This is a genomic window from Brevibacterium sp. FME17 (genome assembly GCF_014897515.1).
Classification (GTDB): Bacteria; Actinomycetota; Actinomycetes; order Actinomycetales; family Brevibacteriaceae; genus Brevibacterium.
The window spans coordinates 16,444-35,315 of sequence record NZ_JABUYD010000003.1 but is presented as its reverse complement, the minus strand read 5'-3'; the positions used below and the strand labels follow the sequence as shown (position 1 = coordinate 35,315).

The 18,872-nt window shown below is 63.3% G+C and carries 19 protein-coding genes; 14 read left to right on the top strand and 5 right to left on the bottom strand.

What is annotated here, in order from left to right:
• The first annotated feature begins 16 nt into the window (after positions 1 to 16).
• The 4 genes from INT40_RS03825 to INT40_RS03810 all read left to right on the top strand — a co-directional run bounded on the left by INT40_RS03825 (position 17) and on the right by INT40_RS03810 (position 3,415).
• Positions 17 to 784, top strand: coding sequence for an SDR family NAD(P)-dependent oxidoreductase (locus tag INT40_RS03825; RefSeq protein ID WP_193095545.1), 768 nt, complete (start codon positions 17 to 19; stop codon positions 782 to 784).
• Positions 781 to 1,569 carry an MOSC domain-containing protein gene (locus INT40_RS21125; protein ID WP_193070868.1) on the top strand — a complete coding sequence of 263 codons (789 nt, stop codon included), beginning with the start codon at positions 781 to 783 and terminating at the stop codon, positions 1,567 to 1,569. Before INT40_RS03825 ends, INT40_RS21125 begins: the two co-directional genes overlap by 4 nt.
• 206 nt (positions 1,570 to 1,775) lie before the next feature.
• The gene (locus tag INT40_RS03815) at positions 1,776 to 2,951 is read left to right on the top strand and encodes a Cmx/CmrA family chloramphenicol efflux MFS transporter (protein WP_101570106.1); all 1,176 of its coding nucleotides are present in this window, start codon (positions 1,776 to 1,778) and stop codon (positions 2,949 to 2,951) included.
• A complete protein-coding gene (locus INT40_RS03810; RefSeq protein ID WP_101570107.1) occupies positions 2,948 to 3,415 on the top strand; it encodes an acetyltransferase in 468 nt (155 codons plus the stop codon). The genes INT40_RS03815 and INT40_RS03810 overlap by 4 nt, the downstream gene beginning before the upstream one ends.
• 110 nt (positions 3,416 to 3,525) lie before the next feature.
• Here INT40_RS03810 and INT40_RS03805 read toward each other — a convergent pair whose 3' ends face one another.
• The 4 genes from INT40_RS03805 to INT40_RS03790 form a co-directional block, all read right to left on the bottom strand.
• Positions 3,526 to 4,416 (bottom strand): PCC domain-containing protein, encoded by an 891-nt coding sequence (locus INT40_RS03805; RefSeq protein ID WP_101570108.1) that lies wholly within the window; start codon positions 4,414 to 4,416, stop codon positions 3,526 to 3,528.
• Complete coding sequence (locus tag INT40_RS03800) at positions 4,413 to 5,306, bottom strand: IclR family transcriptional regulator (RefSeq protein WP_193070867.1); 894 nt, start codon at positions 5,304 to 5,306, stop codon at positions 4,413 to 4,415. Before INT40_RS03800 ends, INT40_RS03805 begins: the two co-directional genes overlap by 4 nt.
• An 89-nt stretch (positions 5,307 to 5,395) precedes the next feature.
• Positions 5,396 to 5,608, bottom strand: a complete 213-nt coding sequence (locus INT40_RS03795; RefSeq protein ID WP_193070866.1) for a hypothetical protein — start codon at positions 5,606 to 5,608, stop codon at positions 5,396 to 5,398.
• The gene (locus tag INT40_RS03790; protein ID WP_193095544.1) at positions 5,605 to 6,297 is read right to left on the bottom strand and encodes a LysR family transcriptional regulator; all 693 of its coding nucleotides are present in this window, start codon (positions 6,295 to 6,297) and stop codon (positions 5,605 to 5,607) included. The genes INT40_RS03795 and INT40_RS03790 overlap by 4 nt, the downstream gene beginning before the upstream one ends.
• Before the next feature lie 114 nt (positions 6,298 to 6,411).
• Between INT40_RS03790 and INT40_RS03785 the strand changes: the two genes are divergently transcribed.
• The 4 genes from INT40_RS03785 to INT40_RS03770 all read left to right on the top strand — a co-directional run bounded on the left by INT40_RS03785 (position 6,412) and on the right by INT40_RS03770 (position 10,208).
• Positions 6,412 to 7,992: a M20/M25/M40 family metallo-hydrolase gene (locus INT40_RS03785; RefSeq protein WP_193070864.1), complete on the top strand. Its 1,581-nt coding sequence runs from the start codon at positions 6,412 to 6,414 to the stop codon at positions 7,990 to 7,992.
• Positions 7,989 to 9,287 (top strand): MFS transporter, encoded by a 1,299-nt coding sequence (locus INT40_RS03780; protein WP_193095543.1) that lies wholly within the window; start codon positions 7,989 to 7,991, stop codon positions 9,285 to 9,287. The genes INT40_RS03785 and INT40_RS03780 overlap by 4 nt, the downstream gene beginning before the upstream one ends.
• Before the next feature lie 128 nt (positions 9,288 to 9,415).
• Positions 9,416 to 9,988 (top strand): MarR family winged helix-turn-helix transcriptional regulator, encoded by a 573-nt coding sequence (locus INT40_RS03775; RefSeq protein ID WP_193095542.1) that lies wholly within the window; start codon positions 9,416 to 9,418, stop codon positions 9,986 to 9,988.
• Positions 9,957 to 10,208 (top strand): hypothetical protein, encoded by a 252-nt coding sequence (locus tag INT40_RS03770; RefSeq protein WP_193095541.1) that lies wholly within the window; start codon positions 9,957 to 9,959, stop codon positions 10,206 to 10,208. The genes INT40_RS03775 and INT40_RS03770 overlap by 32 nt, the downstream gene beginning before the upstream one ends.
• A gap of 33 nt (positions 10,209 to 10,241) precedes the next feature.
• Here INT40_RS03770 and INT40_RS03765 read toward each other — a convergent pair whose 3' ends face one another.
• Positions 10,242 to 10,937: a YoaK family protein gene (locus INT40_RS03765; protein ID WP_101570113.1), complete on the bottom strand. Its 696-nt coding sequence runs from the start codon at positions 10,935 to 10,937 to the stop codon at positions 10,242 to 10,244.
• A 195-nt stretch (positions 10,938 to 11,132) separates the two neighbouring features.
• Here INT40_RS03765 and INT40_RS03760 point away from each other — a divergent pair, with 195 nt between their 5' ends.
• Genes INT40_RS03760 through INT40_RS03735 form a run of 6 tightly spaced genes read left to right on the top strand, consistent with a single transcriptional unit; the run spans position 11,133 to position 18,856 of the window.
• Complete coding sequence (locus INT40_RS03760) at positions 11,133 to 12,746, top strand: ABC transporter substrate-binding protein (RefSeq protein WP_319021929.1); 1,614 nt, start codon at positions 11,133 to 11,135, stop codon at positions 12,744 to 12,746.
• Positions 12,743 to 13,699 carry an ABC transporter permease gene (locus INT40_RS03755; protein WP_193070861.1) on the top strand — a complete coding sequence of 319 codons (957 nt, stop codon included), beginning with the start codon at positions 12,743 to 12,745 and terminating at the stop codon, positions 13,697 to 13,699. Before INT40_RS03760 ends, INT40_RS03755 begins: the two co-directional genes overlap by 4 nt.
• Positions 13,696 to 14,610 (top strand): ABC transporter permease, encoded by a 915-nt coding sequence (locus INT40_RS03750; RefSeq protein ID WP_193095540.1) that lies wholly within the window; start codon positions 13,696 to 13,698, stop codon positions 14,608 to 14,610. Before INT40_RS03755 ends, INT40_RS03750 begins: the two co-directional genes overlap by 4 nt.
• A gap of 1 nt (position 14,611) precedes the next feature.
• Positions 14,612 to 16,417, top strand: coding sequence for a gamma-glutamyltransferase family protein (locus INT40_RS03745; protein ID WP_193095539.1), 1,806 nt, complete (start codon positions 14,612 to 14,614; stop codon positions 16,415 to 16,417).
• Entirely contained in the window at positions 16,417 to 18,096 is a 1,680-nt protein-coding gene (locus INT40_RS03740; protein ID WP_193070860.1) for a dipeptide ABC transporter ATP-binding protein, read from the top strand. Before INT40_RS03745 ends, INT40_RS03740 begins: the two co-directional genes overlap by 1 nt.
• Positions 18,089 to 18,856: a GntR family transcriptional regulator gene (locus INT40_RS03735; protein WP_226830784.1), complete on the top strand. Its 768-nt coding sequence runs from the start codon at positions 18,089 to 18,091 to the stop codon at positions 18,854 to 18,856. The genes INT40_RS03740 and INT40_RS03735 overlap by 8 nt, the downstream gene beginning before the upstream one ends.
• The last annotated feature ends 16 nt before the right edge of the window (positions 18,857 to 18,872 follow it).

Below are 18,872 nucleotides of genomic sequence, written 5' to 3'. Positions count from 1 at the left end.
TACTTGAAGGAGAACCATGGAACCCTATCTGCTGAGCAACAAATCGGCCCTGGTCACAGGGGCCGCCCAGGGTATCGGCTTGGCCATCGCGACCGCCCTGGCCAGGCGCGGAGCCTCCATCGGGATCGTCGATCTCAAGGGCGCCGAGGCGGCCGCAGACAGTCTGTCCCAGCAGTTTCCGGAACAGACGTTCACCGGTTACGAACTCGACGTCCGCGACGCCGGGGCGGTCACCGCTGCCGTCGGATCTTTCGTCGGAGTTTCCGGCGGGATCGACATTCTCGTCAACAATGCGGGCACGGCGGCCCGGATCGGGATCGACGAGATCACAGCCGAGCAGTGGCAGCGTGACCTGGACACCAACCTCGGCGGGACCTTCAACTTCATCAAGGCCGCCGTGCACCCGCACATGATCAACGCCGGCGCAGGGTCGATCGTCAACATCTCCTCGATCTCGGGAATCAACGGCGGTGCCATGTCCGATGGTGAGGCAGGTGCCCGGTCCGGGCCAGCCTATGCGGCGAGCAAGGGCGGCATGATTGCGCTGACGAAGTGGGTGGCTAAGGAGTACGGGCGGCAGGGAATCCGCTGCAATTCGGTGGCTCCGGGCCCCGTGGAATCCGCTCTCACCGCGGGTCAGGACTACGACACTTCGAACCAGGCCCTGGATCGTATGGGCACACCCGGTGAGATCGCCGAGGCGGTCGCCTATCTCGCCAGCGATGGTGCGGCATTCACCACCGGTCAGATCCTGCGCATCGACGGTGGGGCCGTGATGTCGTGAGCACTTTCGGTTCACCTTCGCCATCAGCTTCGCTCCCGGACGACGTTTTTGATGTTCGCTCCATCGGATTCACACCGATCAAGGGGACTCGGCACCAGTCGCAGTCGGGCGCCGAGTTCGATGAGCACGGGCCTGTGGGCGACCGGCGCTACTGCCTCGTCGACGCCCGGAATCAACAGGTGCTGCGGACGGTGCAGAACCCGTCGCTGGTCGCGGTCCTCGCGACGCTTTACGGTGCTGAACTCGAGGTCAGGCTGCCCGATGGGCGGTCGGTCTGCGCCGTAGCGGAGGTATCAGGTGAGAGGTTGACCTGCGATTACTGGGGTAGGCCGGTCGCAGCGGAGCTGATCAAGGGACCACACGATGAGCTGCTCTCATCCTGGCTGGGCAAGCCCGTGCGGCTGGCGCAGGTCCCGCGGGGAGACGTCGTCTACGGGGATCCGATTGCGATCGTGGGTACGGCCTCCATCCGTGACCTCGGCGAGCGACTCCGTCATCCGGGCCTGCTTGCCGAAGCCGCGAGGTTTCGGGCGACTGTCCTTGTCGAGACCGATACTCCTTATATAGAGGAGACTTGGTCCGGACACGAGATTTCATTGGGTGTCGGGATGCGTGTGCGGATCGGTGAGGCGATTCCACGATGCGCGGTCATCGACCTCGATCCCCTCACTGGTGTGCGTGGCCCGCGGGTGCTGAAGACTTTGGCCGAATATCGTGCCGACAATGACAAGGGCGAGCCGTTCTTCGGTGTCTTCGCGCAGGTTGTGAGTGCGTCGCAGAGCTGAGCGCGCTGCTCGGCAGTTGGTGCCTGTAGAGTTTGAGACATGTCGAGTCCTGAATCAGACAAGTCAGGGGCTGTCGGTCACACTGCCAGCCCCTTGAACCACTAGTTACGACGCCCACAATCTCTGTGGGCGCGCGTCCGGCGTACCCAGGGCTGACCGTAGTGACGAGAAGAACCAATTCTTGATCTCTCACTTCGGAGTATTCGATGCCTTTTGCTCTCTACATGCTTGCCTTGGCGGTTTTCGTCATGGGCACTTCAGAATTCATGCTGGTGGGACTGCTTCCCGCCATTGCGACCGAAATTGACGTCTCGGTCGGCGCTGCGGGCCTGCTGACCTCGGCCTTCGCAGTCGGAATGGTCATCGGTGCGCCAGTCATGGCAGCGTTTGCTCGCCGTTGGCCGCCGCGGTTCACTTTGGTGATCTGTCTCCTTGTGTTCGCGGGAGGCCACGTCATAGGAGCGATGACTTCCGTCTTCTCTCTACTCCTGATCACCCGGGCACTCAGCGCTCTTGCCAATGCCGGCTTCCTGGCCGTAGCACTGAGTACGGCCACCACTCTCGTGCCTGCGAACCGGAAGGGGCGGGCACTGTCGATCCTTCTTGCCGGCACAACGATCGCGACCGTCGCCGGTGTTCCCGCCGGTTCTCTGCTCGGCACGGCGCTGGGCTGGCGAACGACATTCTGGGCGATCGCCATTCTCTGCCTTCCGGCGGTCTTCGGAGTCATTCGAGGCACCGGGAACTCTGCCGATCAGACAGAATCCAGCTCGCCTTCGCCAAGCCTGCGTGCGGAGCTTGGTCAGTTGGCCGAGCCGCGACTCATTCTGGCAATGGTGCTTGGAGCACTGATCAATGGAGGGACATTTGCGGTCTTCACGTTCCTCGCACCGGTCGTGACCGAGACCGCGGGTCTGGCCGAAGTTTGGGTGTCTATAGCGCTGGTGCTGTTCGGCATCGGATCATTTCTAGGCGTCGCGACTGCTGGGCGCCTGTCCGATCAACGACCTGGTCTTGTGTTTGCAGTCGGTGGACCGCTGCTGCTGACGGGGTGGATCGTGTTGACCGTGCTCGCATCGCATCCAGTTGCGCTTCTCGTCCTTGTCCTGGCTCAGGGTTTCCTGTCATTCGGTGTTGGCAGCACCCTGATCACTCGTGTGCTGTATGCAGCATCAAGAGCGCCCACGATGAGTGGTTCGTACGCGACAGCAGCATTGAATATCGGAGCTGCTGCGGGGCCCGTCCTCGGCGCGTTCGGGCTTGCGAGCGGGTTGGGGTTGCTGGCTCCGGTGTGGGTCGCCTCGGCGCTGACAGCGCTTGCTCTTGTCGTCATGCTTCTTTCCGGACGCACTCTCGCTTCACCTGTCACAATGGGGGAATGAGCGAGCAGTCATACCCTGGTGAGGTTGAACTCAGAATTCGTTCCTGCCGGGGGCCAGCAGACTATCCGCCGCTCGTAGCAATCTGGCGAAGCGCGGTGAACGCCACCCACGATTTCCTTTCCGAGGGGGACCGAAGAGAGATCGAATCCAAGTTGGAGACCGACTACTTCCCCTCCGTTTCACTCTCCATCGCAGAGCTAGACGGTCGTCCAGCGGGATTCTCCGGAGTCTTCGACGGACAGTTGGAAATGCTGTTTATCGACGCGCGACAACGCGGCAGTGGCATTGGTGCAAAACTTCTGAACCACGCGATCAAGGAACACGGCATCAAGAGTGTCGACGTCAACGAACAGAATGTCCAAGCTGTGGAGTTCTATACTCATCGCGGATTCCACGTGGCAGGCCGTAGCGAAACCGACGATGCGGGACGCCCCTACCCGCTGCTGCATTTGCAGCTGGCCTAAATCGTGAGGCCCCGAGCGGAACTGTCACTCGCTCTTTTTCGAGACGGGCCGATCGCGTGAAACGTAGATAAGTCTCGCCGATCGACAGTCGAAAGGTTCAGCAACAAACCCTACATCTGTCGGACGAAGAGCTCGAAGGTCACCGCCACCGGATTCGCCCCGGCAGCGAGAACTCCGGAATGCACGTCTCCGGCGACATCGACGACTTCAGCCGTGAGTCTCACCTGGGGGTCTTCGCCCAGAGCGTCGTCGACCGTACCCGTCAGATGTGTGAACTCCACCGCCGGCCACGGTGCTGTACTCGCGGTGAACACGGCTCCGGTGGTGCTGCCGAGACTGGCCCGCACCTCGGCGGCGTCGAAGCCGGCGTTACGGCAGATGGACACAATCGCGTCGTCGATGAGTTCCCCTGGGCGCACGCGGGAGATGACGGCGTTGCCTGGAGCCGATTCCGGGGTGGGGGAGCGCACCGCCTTCGGCGCGAACGCGAAGAACCCCGTCTCCGGATCCGCCTCACTGAGCTGTTGCGCATCGGTGAGGGCGAAGACACGGATCCGCAAACCCCTAGGCCCGATGAGCGTGCCGGGCAGCAGATGACCGCCCTTGGCTTGGCCCTCCTCGGTGGTCCATGAGGCGTGGATATGGGTGAACGGAGCGCCGTCCTTCGTCCCCACCGTCGCCGAGGCATGTTGCAGCGCAGCGGGTCCCTCATAGTCGAATTCAGAAGTGAAGGACATGGGGTGCTCGGCATCGGGGCCATAGGCCGGATAGACGAAATTGATCCGACCGAACTCTCCGCCGACGAACTCCACCATCAGCCCCGAGACACTGAGTGATTCGAGGAAGCCGGTCACGGATTCGAAGAGGTCATCGCCCTCCGCGAGCTCAACGAGATGCTCACTGTGGCGGGTCGGCACCGAGATGATCCGAGGGCTCTGCCGGGGTCCGGCATGGATGACGATGTCACCAGGCTCGCCGAGGTGAAAGTCAGGTTTCGTCACGACTGGTCCTCCGTGCTGGCTACGGCATCGGCGATCTGCTGAGCTTCATGCTGGAGCAGGCCGGCAAGCTCGTACACGCGTGTCCCGGTCATCCGTTCCTGGATGCTGGCGACCGAGAGTGACGCTCGCGGTCTTCTGCCCTTGATCCGCACCGGCACGCCGATCGCCCATGAGCCCTGGGCGAACAGGCCCGGGTTGTGGACGAAGCCGTCATGGCGACCACGACGGATCATCTCCTTGAGCCCGGACACAGAGATTTCGGGGTAACGGTCCGCGAATATTCGCGTGTTGGCGTCGAAGGTGGCGTCCACCTCGGCGTCGGTGAATTGGGTCATGATGGCAAGACTTCCAGCGCCGATACCCAGCGGGTGACGATCACCCACAGCTAGGGCGTTGTTGAAGATCGGGCCGAAGCCATCTTCGCGGCGGGCACAGATCGAGTAGCTGCCGGTGCGCAGCGTGAGGAAGGCGGTGTCCTGGGTGAGCTCCGCGAGCCTGAGCAGACTCGACTCGGATTCCTCCAGAGCGGGGTCGGCGGTCTTCTGCGCCAGCTGTCCCATGATCTGGGACTGCACGCCGAGGCGGTAGCCGCCGTCTTCGCAGCGCTCGACGTATCCCATGGCGATGAGGGCGTTGAGCATGCGATGCACGCTGGCTTTCGGTCGGCCGCTGATGGCCACGATCTCACTCAGGGGTGCGCCATCGGGGTTCTCGCTGCTGATGATTCCGACGAGTCCCAGTAGGGACAGGGCACGCTGAATGCTCTGGGCGCCGGTGCCCGGACCCAGATCGTCCACGACGTGTGCGACGTTGAAAGAGGCGGACCGGCGCATGATCCGCCCGCGCATCTTCATCCGGTCGAGATCGTGTGTCTGCGCTTCATTGCCCATGCTCCGATTATCGGTTGTCGCCGGTCAGGGGCAGGAGGCGGATCCATGATGTGGACCGGAGAAGGGTCAGTCGGTTCCCGTGCGGCGAACTACCTCGGGGCTAGCTGCCTGCGCAGGGCTTGGATCATCAGGTCCAGACCGTCTGATTCTCGCTGCGGATCGGCGGCCAGGATCTGGATGAAGCGGGCGTCGAGGCCGGGGTCGTCGAGTTCCACGGCAGTGCACCCCGCCTCGGCGAGGTTGGGCGGGATGGTCCGCTCGGCCATCATTGCGATCATCTTCGTTCCCGTGACGGCTCTCATCGTGAGCACTGGGCAGGTGGCTTCGATCGTCGGTGAGAACACCTGTCCCTAACGGCCTGCTCGATCCTCATCCGAGCGGTGTTGCCGGCGGACAGTGTGGCGATCGGGTAGTCGGCCAGGTCGCGGATGTGCAGACTGGACCGGCGGGCGAGCGGGTGCTTCTTGTCGAGGACTGCGAAGTTCCGGGCCTGAATCTGATCGATCTGCCTGACGCCGGGTATCGCGTCAGTGTGCTGGTCGGACACGGAGAAGTTCACACACAGATCCGCCTCCCTGTTCTTCAGCACCTGCAGAGCTCCGAGCGAGCCGCGGTCGATGACCGAGACCTGCACCTGATCGGTGGTGGTCATGACCTGATTGATGGCATCGGCGACAACGGTCTGACCCAGACCTGTGCTGGTGACGATGGTGATGGTCTCCACCGCTTGGGAATAGGTGCCGAACGAATCGGTGAGCAGCTCCGATTCGGCCACCATCCGCCGTGCGAAGTCGGCGACCGCCAGACCCGGACCGGTGGGAACCACGCCGGTCACCGAGCGTTCGAAGAGCGTCGTCCCGTAATGGTCTTCGAGTGATTTGATCTGACGGCTGGCGGTCGAATGAGAGACGAACAGTGCTCGCGCAGCGAGGTGGATCGAACCGTATTCGACCAGCGCCAGGAGAGTATTGAGGCTGCGCATATCGGTCATTCCGTCATTTTAAGCACGGTTGTGCATAACATGCACGCTTGCCGTGCGGAATTCGCACCAGCTCCCGGACCGATCCGTCTTTTCATCCGAACCAGACTCAGCCAGTCTGCAATCATGACCTCAGAACACAGCACCGACCGCGCCGAGGCGGTACCGAACCAACCAGGATCATCCAACGCATGCACCGTGGATCGTGCGACCGTCACCCGACTGGCCGGAGACGTCGTTCGCAGCGAGGCCTTCTTCGAACTGTTGGCCGCTCGAGTCGCCCGCCGCACCGAAAGCCAGGCGACCGGCAACGGCGCAGCCGCACAGGCCTACCTCGCCGAGGAGATCGTCCCGGAGCTCGCGGAACTGGGCTTCGACACGACGATCCATGACAATCCCGAATCCGATGAACACCCGCTGCTCATCGCCTCACGCCTCGAAGATCCCACCCTGCCCACCGTCCTCCTCTACGGACACGGCGACGTGCAGTTCGCCCACGATTCGCAATGGGCGCAAGGCCTCGACCCATGGGTGCTCACCCGCGACGGCGACCGACTCTACGGGCGAGGCAGCGCCGACAACAAAGGTCAGCACACCGTGAATTCCCTGGCGCTCACAACCGTTCTCGAATCACTTGACACCAGCGCCGGTGGGGACATTGGGCCTGGCGCTGGTGCGTTGGGCTATAACGTGAAGATCCTCATGGAGACCGCCGAGGAAGCCGGGTCTCTGGGTCTCAAGGCCTTCGCCGCCGCTCACCGGGCCGAGCTCGACGCCGACCTCTTCCTCGCCTCCGATGGTCCCCGGATCGCCGCCGAATACCCGACCCTCTTCCTCGGCTCGCGTGGGGCCCTGAACTTCAGGCTCATCGTCCATGACCGTGACGGCGACCATCACTCCGGCAACTGGGGCGGGAAGCTGCGCAACTCCGCCACCGTCCTCGCCGCCGCGATCAACTCCCTCGTCGATGGCAGCGGAGTCATCCGGATCCCCGCACTGCGCCCCGAAGATCCACCAGTCTCGGTGCTCGAGGCGGTTGCGAAACTGCCCGAAGTGGTCGAAGACGGATCACCCGAAGTCGACTCGGACTGGGGGGAGCCCGGACTCACCTCGGCGGAGAAGGTCTTCGCGTTCAACGTCATCGAAGTACTCGCACTCAAAGCGGGGAATCCGGACCAGGTGGTCAACGCGATCCCCGGCGCAGCAGAGGCCCATCTGCAGCTGCGCTTCGTCGTCGGCACCGACATCGACGACTTCGAGACGACGGTGCGCACGCACCTGGAGAGCCAGGGAATCCACGGTGTCGAGGTCATCGCCGAGCACTGCATGCCGGCCACCCGACTCGACCCGAATGCCCGTGTCGTCGCGGCGGCCGCGGAGTCGATCAGGGCAACGACCGGGCTTGAGGCCGCGATCGAACCGAACCTGGGCGGAACCATCCCCAACGATGTCTTCGCCGAGGTGCTCGGCCTGCCCACCGTGTGGGTGCCCCATTCCTACCCCGGCTGCAATCAGCACGCCCCCGACGAACACGCCCTGACCTCGATCCTTGAGCAGGGTGCCGAAATCATGGCCGGCATGTTCTGGGATATGCGAGCCAGGCCCGATGACTGGTTCACCTCGAAAGAGACGAGGTCCGGTGCGTCGCAAGAGATGACGCGGGGCGAAGCAACGGTGACCACAGAGAGCACGGGGGCCGCGCAATGAGCGAGCACGCGGTATCCGGGACAGCCGCCTCGGCCACCCGGCCTGTGCGACCGTGGAAAGTGATTGCCGCAGCCTCGATCGGGAATGCACTGGAATGGTATGACATCTCGATCTACGCCTACTTCTCGGTCTACATCTCCGTCGCCTTCTTCCCCTCCGAGAGCCACTCTGTCTCGATCATGTTGGCACTGGGCACCTTCGCCCTGTCCTTCTTCATCCGTCCCGTCGGGGCAATCGTGCTCGGCAGCTTTGCCGACCGCAAGGGCCGCAAACCGGCGCTGACGCTGACGATCTGGCTCATGTTCCTGGGCACGCTGATGATCGTCATCATGCCTCCGGCTCACGTCATCGGCCTGGCTGCCCCGCTGCTCATCCTGCTGGCCCGCCTGATCCAGGGGTTCGCAGCAGGAGGGGAGTTCGGATCGGCGACCTCGCTCATGGTCGAGCACCTGCCCAACCGGAAGGGGTTTGCCGCCAGCTGGCAGTTCACCTCGCAGGCCATGTCGACCGTGCTGGCCTCCATCATCGGCGTGAGCCTGACGACTGGACTGAGCCAGGAACAGCTCGAGACCTGGGGCTTCCGACTGCCCTTCATCGTGGGCCTGCTGGTCGGACCTGTCGGCCTCTACATCCGCCGTCATGTCCCCGAATCCCCGGAATTCACGGCTGCAGCGGCCGAGGTGCCGGAGAAGTCGGCGGCGATCGGCGGGATTCTGCGCCATCACAAGCTGGCCGTGGTCTTGGCCATCGGGGCCATCGCCGTCTCGACCTGCCTCAACTACTTCATCACCTACGTTCCCACCTACGCCATGGACAACCTGGGTATGACCGCCTCGGCAGGATTCTGGGCGACCCTGGTCTCCGGGATCGTCCTGCTCCTCTTCACTCCGGTGGCCGGGCACTTCTGCGACAAGGTCGGACGGCTGACGTTCATGATTCCGGCCGCCCTGGCTGTGATGGTGCTGACGTGGGTGCTCTTCACCTGGGTGGTCGCGGCCAATGCGCTGAGCGTGCTCATCGTGGTCGTCGCCATCTTCTCGCTGCTCAAGGCCGCCTACTACGGACCACTGGCAAGCGTCATGGGCGACATCTTCCCGACCGAGGTCCGCGGCACGGGGCTCTCTCTGGGCTACAACGTCGGGGTCGCGATCTTCGGTGGGCTGACACCACTGGTCGCCGCATGGCTGATCGGCGTCACCGGTGATGCCAAGGCTCCCGCCTACTGGGTGCTGCTGGCCGGTGTGCTCAGCGTGGCCGCGATCCTCGTGGTGTGGAAGAAGCTCGGCGTGCGCTGATTGCAGGCCGGCGGGGAGGTGCGGTTCGTCGAAAAACGGGATTGCACGTCGAGACACTGATGCGCACATGCGTGTCTTGACGTGCATCCCGTGTTTCGGTGCTGGAACCAGGCGGCTGATCGAACTGATTGCCGCGGGGTCACCTGGAGGGTGACTACATCGACGAGGTCCGGGGTCAGCGGGACACGATCTTCCCCGGCCTCGACACCTCGATGGTGGCGCTCATGGGGAGAATCTCCCGTATCGCGCAGGTCGTCCAAGCCCGAAGCGATGCGGTCCGTGCCGCCCAGGGAATTGTCTGCCGCGAGTTCGACGTCATCTCCCTGCTCGCTCGACATGGCGGCACCCTGTCGCCGACAAGGGTGTCGACGGAACTGATCATCTCCGGTGCCGGTGTGACCAAAAGACTCAAGCGCCCGTCCAGTGCAGGGTTCATCACCAGGATCCCCGATCCAGCCGACGGGCGCGGTTCACTCGTGCGGCTGGCCGCCGAGGCAAGGGATCTGCTGCGTCCGATCCTCGAGTCCGTGCTCGGCTTCGTCGGCAGACTCCGGGCACGCCGGAGAGAGCCTGATCGGCAGCTGACGGAGGCACCACTCCCGCCGTGGTCGCGAGTCTTCGCGCTTGCCGGACGGTGCGTCGTGGCTCTCGGTATGGCCGGTTCCATCGGTGTCATGTCGGGCCTGGGACATCACTATTGAGCCATGGTCGCCGCCGCATGGCCTGGCAATTCTGATTGCGGCCCTCCAATTTGCCGGTGAGGTCGTCGTCATCGCCGATCGTGCTCTGGAGACGACGATCGGCGCAGTCATCGCCTTCCTCGTCATCTTGCTCACCACGCGCAGGCAGCGTGCTCGCGAACGTGAGATGGTGCTGGCGGGCGAGCCGAGGCGTCAGACGAGAGTGCCTGAAACTCGCTGATGCACCGCAGTGAACAGGTGCGCACGGCAGTGATCAGACATGCGCGGGGGAGGCGGCCGCCTCGGCGAGGGCGCGCTTCTTCGCACCCCTGTGGCCGATGACGGTCACGACGGCGATCGCGACCGCGACAAGGGCGATGCCGATCCACTGATTGATCATCAGCGTCGCAGCACCGGCGATGGCTCCGATCAAGATGAGCAGGACGGCCAGCGCACGACGAATCCAGCGGACGCTGTCGCCGCCGGCCAGCCGTGAATCAGATGCCAAGCCGACGATCGTCGAAGTGACGACGACGGTGGTGACGTCGGCGATCTTCATCCGCCGGGCAGCGGCCGCCTGGGCGCCCATAAGTGCCGAGAGCACCGAGGTGAAGATCGTTCCGGCCACTCCCACTTCAGGGTTGGGCATGAGCGCGACATAGACGGCCAGACCGGCACAGCCGATGGCCACTCCGGTGAAGATGATCGTGGTGCGCTGGTGCCATTCCTCGCCGATCCGCCCGAGCGTGCGTCCGCCCAGAGCTGCGCCCAGCATAAAGAATACGAGGGCCAAGGCGGGACGCAGGACCGGAGTGTCCTCGGCTCCGGCCAAGCCCATGCCGAGGATGACGACGTTGCCCGTCATGTTCCCGGTGAAGACCTTATCGAAGCCCAAGTAGCCGATCGCATCGACCATGCCGGTCGAGAATGTCAGCACCAGCAGCATGGCCAGATCGAGTCGACGTGTCATTGCGCCCCTTTCGTCGAGCTCGCCTGCGAACTCTGGTGGTCTCGGAACCCGAATCATCTCCGGTCGCCAGACCGACTCAGCGGCCCGGGATCCCAGGATTCGGAATCTCCTGGAAGTTTGTATACAAAACCATAATCACCCGCTAGATTGTATGCAAATATCAATGCTGAATGTGATGCTCACACAGGAGTGCGCGTGAAAAAACGGATAACGGCGGTGCTTGCCAGCGTCGTCCTGCTGGCCGGATGCGTGCCGGTTCAACCGCTCGGTGAACCGCCTGAGCGGCCCGACGTGAAGTCGGTCGATGCCGACGAGCGAGCTTTCAGGGAAGGTGGCGATCTCGTCATGGCGCTGTCGTCGGAACCGGATCGCCTCGACCCGACGACGTCGTCCTCCCTCTACACCCGCTACGTTATGCAGACGATGTGTCAGAAGCTCTACGACATCGATGCCGACGGTGAGATCACACCCATGCTCGCAACCTCGCTGCCGAAAATCTCCAAAGACGGAAAGACCGTACGTATCCCGGTCAAGGACGGTGTGCGATTCGCAGATGGCACCGACTTCGACGCCGAGGCGGTCAAGACGACCATCGAACGCGGGCTCAATCTCGAAGACTCCTCCCGGTCTGCCGAACTCGGCCCGATCAACGATGTGAGCGCCGTTGACGACCACACCCTCGAAGTCACCTTCGACGAGCCCTTCGCGCCCTTCACCGCGGCCCTGGCCGATCGTGCCGGGATGATCATGTCGCCGACAGCCCTCGACGAAGCGGGCGAGGACTTCGGCGACAACCCGGTATGCGTGGGGCCGTTCAAGTTCGAGAAACGCATCGCACAGACCTCGATCAAGGTCGTCAAAGATCCCAACTACTACGATGCAGACAAGGTGCACCTCGACTCGATCACTTATCAGATCATGTCGGATGCGAACATTCGCGCCGCGAACATCCGCTCCGGCGATGTGCAAGTCGCGGACACGATCTCGCCCCAGGACATCGACGCCCTCAAGGAGGAGTCCGGCATCGGTCTCCTGCAGTCGAACTCCCTGGGATACCAGGGGCTGACCGTGAACATGGGGTTCGGCGACAATCCGGAGAACTTTGAGACACCACTGGGCCAGGACCCGAAGGTGCGCAAGGCGCTGTCGATGGCTATCGATCGCAAGGCCCTGGTCAACACTGTCTTCAACGGATGGTTCTCACCAGCATGTTCAGGCATCTCCCCGGACAGCCCCTTCGCCACTGAAGCAAGCAACGAGTGTGTCGACTACGATCCCGAAGCCGCGAAGAAGCTTCTCGAAGATGCCGGAGTCGAGCTTCCGCTCAAGGTGAATATGAAGGTCTCGAACACTCAGGACACCCTTCGCTTCGCCCAAGCCGTCCAAGCGGCAACCAAAGAGGCAGGATTTGACATCAAGGTCCAGCCGATGGAATACACGGCACTGCTCGATGCCCAGGACCGCGGCGATTACGAGCTCCTCCAACTGGGCTGGTCCGGCCGCGTCGACCCGCATGGAAACCTCTACACCTTCCATTACCCAGGAGCCGCCAACAACGTCACTGGAGTCGACGACGATGAGCTCAGCGGACTGCTCACCCGCGCCAGCGAGGCCACCGATATGGATGAGCGCAAGAAACTCTACGGCGAAGCCTCGCAGCGCACTGCTGAGCTCAACTCGATCATCTACCTCTACCGGCAGAAGAACCTCACGGCCTACACCGATGACGTGGCAGGCATAGATGTGTACTCCGACGGCGTCGTCCATCTCTCCGAAGCTGGATTTCTGAAGAAGGAAGGTCAGCGATGACTCGATTCGTACTCACCAAGATCTTCCACGCCATCATCACATTCGTGCTCTCAGGCATCGTCATCTTCTTCGGTGTGCGCATGCTGCCCGGCGACCCTGCACTGGCCATGGCCGGCGAAGAGGCGACACCCGAACGACTCGACGCGATCCGGGCCGACCTCGGACTCGACCAGCCGCTGCTCGTCCAATTCGTGAAATTCCTCGGCTCGATCATCACCGGCGACCTCGGAGAATCCACGCGCACCGGGCTGGCCGTGACCGAGATGATCGCGACCACCCTGCCCGTGACCCTGTGGCTGTCGCTCTACGCGATCGTCGTCGCCGTCATCGTCGGCATCACCCTGGGCATGATTGCAGAACGCTTCCGCGGGAAATGGCCCGAGCTGGGCAGCAACTTCATTGCTCTCCTCGGGCTCTCGGTCCCGAACTTCTGGCTCGGACTCTTAGCGATCATGGGCTTGGCCGTCATCCTCGGCTGGTTCCCCGCCTCGGGGTACGTCGACGTCCTCTCCGACCCGATCCGCGGCATCTACTACCTCACTCTGCCGGCAGTGATCCTGGGCACCAGCCTGGCCGCGGTCATCACCCGCCAGACCAGAGCGTCGATGATCGAGAGCATGGGCACCGACTATGTGCGCATGGCACGAGCCAAGGGGCTGTCCAGGCCACGGGTGCTCTTCCGCTACGGACTGCGCAACTCACTCATCGTCCTCGTCACGATCATCGGCCTGCAACTGGGCGGTCTGATCTCCGGAGCAGTTGTCACAGAGAGGATCTTCGCGCTGCCAGGCCTAGGCAAACTCACCCTAGATGCGGTCTTCTCCCGTGACTATCCGGTGATCCAAGCGGTCGTCCTCGTCATCACCGCCTCCTACATTCTCATCAACCTGGCCGTCGACATCCTCTATTCGGTCATCAACCCACAGATCCGAGTCAGCGAGGACGCCTCATGACCACTCCAATCGTCACGAACACCGACAAGAACACACAGGGACTCGACCCCGAATTCCAGGCCTCGAACAACCGGGCCTGGTGGCTGCTGCGCTCAATCCTGTCCAACCCGATGGGGCTCATCGGCTCCGTCATGGTCGCCGTCGTCGTACTCATCGGACTCTTCGCACCACTGATCGCCCCGTACGGGTTCGCGCAGACCAACTTCCAAGCTCCATTCCAAGTGCCAGGCACGATCGGCTATGTCTTCGGCACCGACGATCTGGGACGCGACATCCTCTCCAGACTCGCCTTCGGCGTCCGCGCCTCCTTGCAGGTCGGACTCCTGGCGGTGGCTCTGGCCGTGATCGTCGGCACGCCCCTGGGGCTGCTGGCCGGATACTTCCGGGGTCTCGACTCGGTCATCTCCAGGCTGACCGACGTCACCCTGGCGTTTCCGTTCCTCATCATCGCAGTCGGACTCGCGGCCATCTCCGGGCCCAGCCTGGCCAATGCGGCTATCGCCCTGGGCATCTCCCAAGTGCCCACGATGATCCGAGTAGTCAGAGGCGAGACGATGCGCTTGAAATCGGCCGACTTCGTCAAGGCCGCAATCGCCACCGACGCATCGAAGGCACGTATTCTGGACATGCACATTCTGCCCAACATCGCCTCGGCAATCATCGTGCAGGCCACTGTCATCATTCCGACTGCCGTGATTGGAGAATCGATCCTCTCCTTCCTCGGTTTGGGCATCCAACCGCCCTCACCCAGCTTGGGCATCATGCTCTCCGACGCGCAGCAGTACATCTTCCGTGCGCCGTCGACCGCCCTATTCCCTGGACTGGCGATCCTGGTCATCTGCTTGGCCTTCAATCTCTTCGGGGACGCCCTGCGCGACGCCCTCGACCCCAACTCGAAGAAGGGACACTGACGTGTCGTTCACCCCACCCGCAGTCTTCACAACCCGGCCCACCCTGGAAGGTCATTTCGGAATGGCCGCCTCCACCCATTGGTTGGCGACAGCAGCTTCACAGGCGGTTCTCGAACGAGGTGGAAACGCCTTCGACGCGGCCGTGGCGGGAGCCTTCCTCCTCCACGTCGTCGAACCTCACCTCAACGGCCCCGGAGGCGACATGACGGGGATCTTCGCCACCGCCGAAGACCCGGCCAACCCGAAGATCATGATGGGGCAGGGCCCCGCGCCGGCCGCTGCCAGCATTGAGCACTACCGCAGTGAAGGCCTCGACATGATTCCCGGGGCAGGAGCGCTCGCCTCTGCGGTGCCCGGGGCCGTCGATTCCTGGCTCAACCTGCTCGAACACCACGGCACCTGGGAACTCGCCGACGTCCTCGAATTCGCTATCGACTACGCCGAGAACGGTCACCCCGTGCTCAGCCGGGTCGTCGGCACCATCGAACGTGTGCAGGAGCTCTTCACCGAACACTGGCCCACGTCGGCAGCTCAGTGGATGCCACAAGGTCAGATCCCGAAGACGGGCGACCTCGTCTACAACCGTCCCTATGCTGAAGTCTTGAAGAAGCTCATTGCCGCAGGTGAAGGCGTGGAAGGGCGTGCCGCCAGAGTCTCCGCGGCACGTCAGGAATGGAAGTCCGGGTTCGTCGCCGAGGCGTTCGCGAACTTCATCTCGACTCCGCACCGACATTCGACCGGCGGTGACCACGCGGGAGTCATGACAGCTGAGGACTTCGCAGGATTCGACGCACACTTCGAAACGCCGGTGACGATCGACTTCCGCGGCTATTCGATTGCGAAGATCGGAGCCTGGGGCCAGGGCCCGGTGCTGCTGCAGACGCTGAAGATCCTCGACGGCCTCGACGACGAACGACTCGACCCCTCGACCGAGATCGGTGCACACACGATCCTCGAGGCACTCAAACTGGCGATGGCCGACCGCGATACCTACTACGGGGACGGAGATGTCGACCTCGACTGGCTGCTCAGCGAAGACTACGCGGCCAGCCGTCGCGAACTCATCACCGATCAGGCTTCACTCGAATTCCGACCGGGTGCCGACCGTGCAGGGACCGCTTCTACATTCACCCCGCTACTCGTGCTCGAAGGTGCGGACAAGGAGGCCATGGCGAAAGCCGGCATCGGCGAGCCGACTGTGCAGAAAAACGGCGTCAATAACGGCGACACCTGCCACATCGATGTTGTTGACCGCTGGGGCAACATCATCTCCGCCACTCCTTCTGGTGGGTGGCTGCAGTCCTCACCGATCGTCCCGGAACTCGGATTCTGCCTGGGTACTCGGCTGCAGATGATGTGGCTTGATGACACAGCGCCCTCGGCGCTGACCCCGGGCAAGCGTCCCCGCACCACACTGACTCCGACCCTGATCTCGAAGGACGGGCAGCCGGTCATCGCCCTCGGCTCCCCCGGAGGTGACCAGCAGGAACAGTGGCAGCTGCTGCTGATTCTGCGCATGCTCGTCGGCGGCTACGCACCTCAGCAGGCAATCGACGCACCGGCACTGCACACGACCGCTCTGGCAGGGTCATTCTGGCCGCGCACCTGGGTTCCCGGCGGTGCGGTCGTCGAGGACCGCCTCGGCGAAGACGTCATCAACGGGCTCATCGCACGCGGCCATGTCGTGACCAAGGCCGGCGATTGGGAACTGGGCAGGCTCTCCTGCGTGACACGGGACCCGGCCACCGGACGTCTCACCGCAGGGGCCAACCCGCGCGGTGCTCAGGGATACGCGGCAGGAAGATGATGAGCACAGAGACCAGCGGCGGTGTGGAACTGTCCGATTTCGTCCTCGAGGTCTCCGGCCTCGAAGTCTCCTATGAGGCGCCTGTGCTCCACGATGTGGGCTTCACCTTGGCGCCGGGGGAGCGCTTGGCTCTCGTCGGTCAGTCAGGGTCAGGCAAGTCCACGACGATTAGCGCGATCCTCGGGCTCCTGCCGGGAACGGGTCATGTCAGCTCCGGGGCCGTGAAGTACCGCGGCGAGGACCTGGTTCGAGCAGATCGGGCGCGACTCCAGACTTTGCGCGGCCGATCGATCGCCCTGGTGCCGCAGGACCCCATGGCCAGCCTCAATCCGAGCATGCGCGTGGGTGATCAGATCGCTGACGCGCTGCGGACATACGGAATGTCGAACTCCGCCGAGGTGACCCATAATGTCGTACGCCTGATGACCGAAGCCGGAATCCCGGATGCGGAGAACAGGCGACGGTCATATCCGCACGAATTCTCCGGCGGTATGCGGCAGAGGATCCTCATCGCAATCGCCCTGTCCGGCGAACCGGATCTCATCATCGCCGACGAACCGACCTCCGCTCTCGACGTGACAGTGCAGAAGCAGATCCTCGACCACCTGCAGAAACTCGTCACCGAGCGCGGGACTTCGCTGCTCTTCGTCACTCACGACCTGGGTGTTGCGGGGGAGCGAACCGACACCATCCTCGTCATGAACGACGGACGCGTTGTCGAACGTGGAACACCGCAGCAGGTCCTCGGAGACCCCCAGGATGAGTACACAAAAGCCCTGGTCAAGGCCGCACCCAGCATTGTGGTCGGCCGGGAGCCGAGTCGTGCTCTCGGGGCCGCGGGGTCAACTCCTGCAGTGGGAGTCGGCGAAGGCAGAGTCGACGGAGAGGCCATCTCGGCGAATGTGCTCGAGGTCAACGATCTGCACAAGATCTACAAGCTGCACGGGCGCGGCAAGGAAGTCCATGCCCTCAACGGGGTGAGCTTCACGGCCAAGCGCGGGCAGACGACCGCAGTGATCGGAGAATCCGGGTCAGGGAAGTCGACGATCGCGAAGATCGTGCTCGGCCTGGAGAGGGGCACCAGCGGCGAGGTCCTCGCCGGGGGACGCAACGTCGACGCGAGTTCACGCGCCGAACGCAGCATTCTGCGGCGCTTCAGCCAGCCGGTGTTCCAGGACCCGTTCTCCTCTCTCAATCCGATGTGGGGCATCGAACGGATCATCCGCGAGCCCCTCGACGTGTTCAAGGTCGGTACGCAGGTCGAGCGGAAACGCAAGGTCGCCGAGGTGCTCGATCAGGTGGCTCTGCCCGCGTCGATGCTCGAGCGTCGGCCTGCTGAGCTCTCCGGTGGGCAGCGGCAGAGGATTGCGATCGCGCGTGCCCTGATCAGCGAACCTGAGCTCCTCATCTGTGACGAAGCGGTGTCTGCCCTCGACGTTCTGGTCCAGGAGCAGATTCTCGAGCTTCTTCGTCAGCTGCAGTCGGGGCTTGGCGTGAGCTGCCTGTTCATCACGCACGATCTTGCAGTTGTTGCGAACTTGGCCGACGATGTTGTTGTGATGAAGAACGGGGAAGTCGTCGAGGCAGGCGCAACGAGAGATGTCATCGACCGTCCGACTGCGGAGTACACGCAGAAGCTCCTGGCTGCCGTGCCCGGGTCGGGTCTGCTCAATGCCTGAGCCTGGTTCCACTTCAGAGTCCGCTGCAGGCCCCGCCTCGGTGTCCGGCTCTGCCTCGGCCCACGAGTCCGCACCGACCGCTTCTTCGACATCGAGCAGCGTCAGCGTCGGGGCGCAGATCCGCTTCGACATCATCAGGGGTGTGCACCCGCCCGGCGGCAAACTCCGCGAGGCTGCTTTGGCGACGCAGTACGCGGTCTCCCGGATCCCGATTCGTGAGGCGCTGCGTTCTCTCGAGGCCGAGGGGCTCGTCGAGTCCCGGCCCTACAGCGGCAGCATGGTCGCGCCCTCACCGACCGAGGATGCCGAGGACCTGTTCGAGATCCGCATCGTCCTCGAATCTGCGACCGCCAAGCGAGCAGCGAAGCGCGCTGGGCAGCAGAGCAACGGTGAGGCACCCGACGAACGGTGGCGGACGATCCGCAAGGAGATCAATGAGATCCTCGCAGCCGGCGACATCGTCATCGGCCAGGAACGCTACGAGGACCTCGCGGTGCTCAACATGCGGTTCCACTTCGCCATCGCCGAACTCAGCGGCAGCCTCTCCTTCGTCAGCCTCCTGCGCCAGATCTCGGGCAAGATCGAATGGCTGTACTCACTCAACGTGACCCGCCGCGGCCCTCAGGCCTGGCCCGAGCATCGCGACATCATCGCGGCCATCGATGCAGGGCAGGAAGCCAAAGCCGCCGCGGTGATGGGCCAGCACGTTCGTCGCAGCCGCGACTCGTACTTCGCCATGATGGCCGAGAAAGCGACCTAAGGGTCCTTTGCCGCGA

What these genes read in the sequence shown, in the direction of transcription:
- INT40_RS03825 (WP_193095545.1), top strand. Translation starts at nt 17, where the DNA reads ATGGAACCCTATCTGCTGAGCAACAAATCGGCCCTGGTCACAGGGGCC.
- INT40_RS03815 (WP_101570106.1), top strand. Translation starts at nt 1,776, where the DNA reads ATGCCTTTTGCTCTCTACATGCTTGCCTTGGCGGTTTTCGTCATGGGC.
- INT40_RS03810 (WP_101570107.1), top strand. Translation starts at nt 2,948, where the DNA reads ATGAGCGAGCAGTCATACCCTGGTGAGGTTGAACTCAGAATTCGTTCC.
- INT40_RS03800 (WP_193070867.1), bottom strand. Translation starts at nt 5,306, where the DNA reads ATGGGCAATGAAGCGCAGACACACGATCTCGACCGGATGAAGATGCGC.
- INT40_RS03795 (WP_193070866.1), bottom strand. Translation starts at nt 5,608, where the DNA reads ATGAGAGCCGTCACGGGAACGAAGATGATCGCAATGATGGCCGAGCGG.
- INT40_RS03790 (WP_193095544.1), bottom strand. Translation starts at nt 6,297, where the DNA reads ATGACCGATATGCGCAGCCTCAATACTCTCCTGGCGCTGGTCGAATAC.
- INT40_RS03785 (WP_193070864.1), top strand. Translation starts at nt 6,412, where the DNA reads ATGACCTCAGAACACAGCACCGACCGCGCCGAGGCGGTACCGAACCAA.
- INT40_RS03780 (WP_193095543.1), top strand. Translation starts at nt 7,989, where the DNA reads ATGAGCGAGCACGCGGTATCCGGGACAGCCGCCTCGGCCACCCGGCCT.
- INT40_RS03765 (WP_101570113.1), bottom strand. Translation starts at nt 10,937, where the DNA reads ATGACACGTCGACTCGATCTGGCCATGCTGCTGGTGCTGACATTCTCG.
- INT40_RS03755 (WP_193070861.1), top strand. Translation starts at nt 12,743, where the DNA reads ATGACTCGATTCGTACTCACCAAGATCTTCCACGCCATCATCACATTC.
- INT40_RS03750 (WP_193095540.1), top strand. Translation starts at nt 13,696, where the DNA reads ATGACCACTCCAATCGTCACGAACACCGACAAGAACACACAGGGACTC.
- INT40_RS03740 (WP_193070860.1), top strand. Translation starts at nt 16,417, where the DNA reads ATGAGCACAGAGACCAGCGGCGGTGTGGAACTGTCCGATTTCGTCCTC.
- INT40_RS03735 (WP_226830784.1), top strand. Translation starts at nt 18,089, where the DNA reads ATGCCTGAGCCTGGTTCCACTTCAGAGTCCGCTGCAGGCCCCGCCTCG.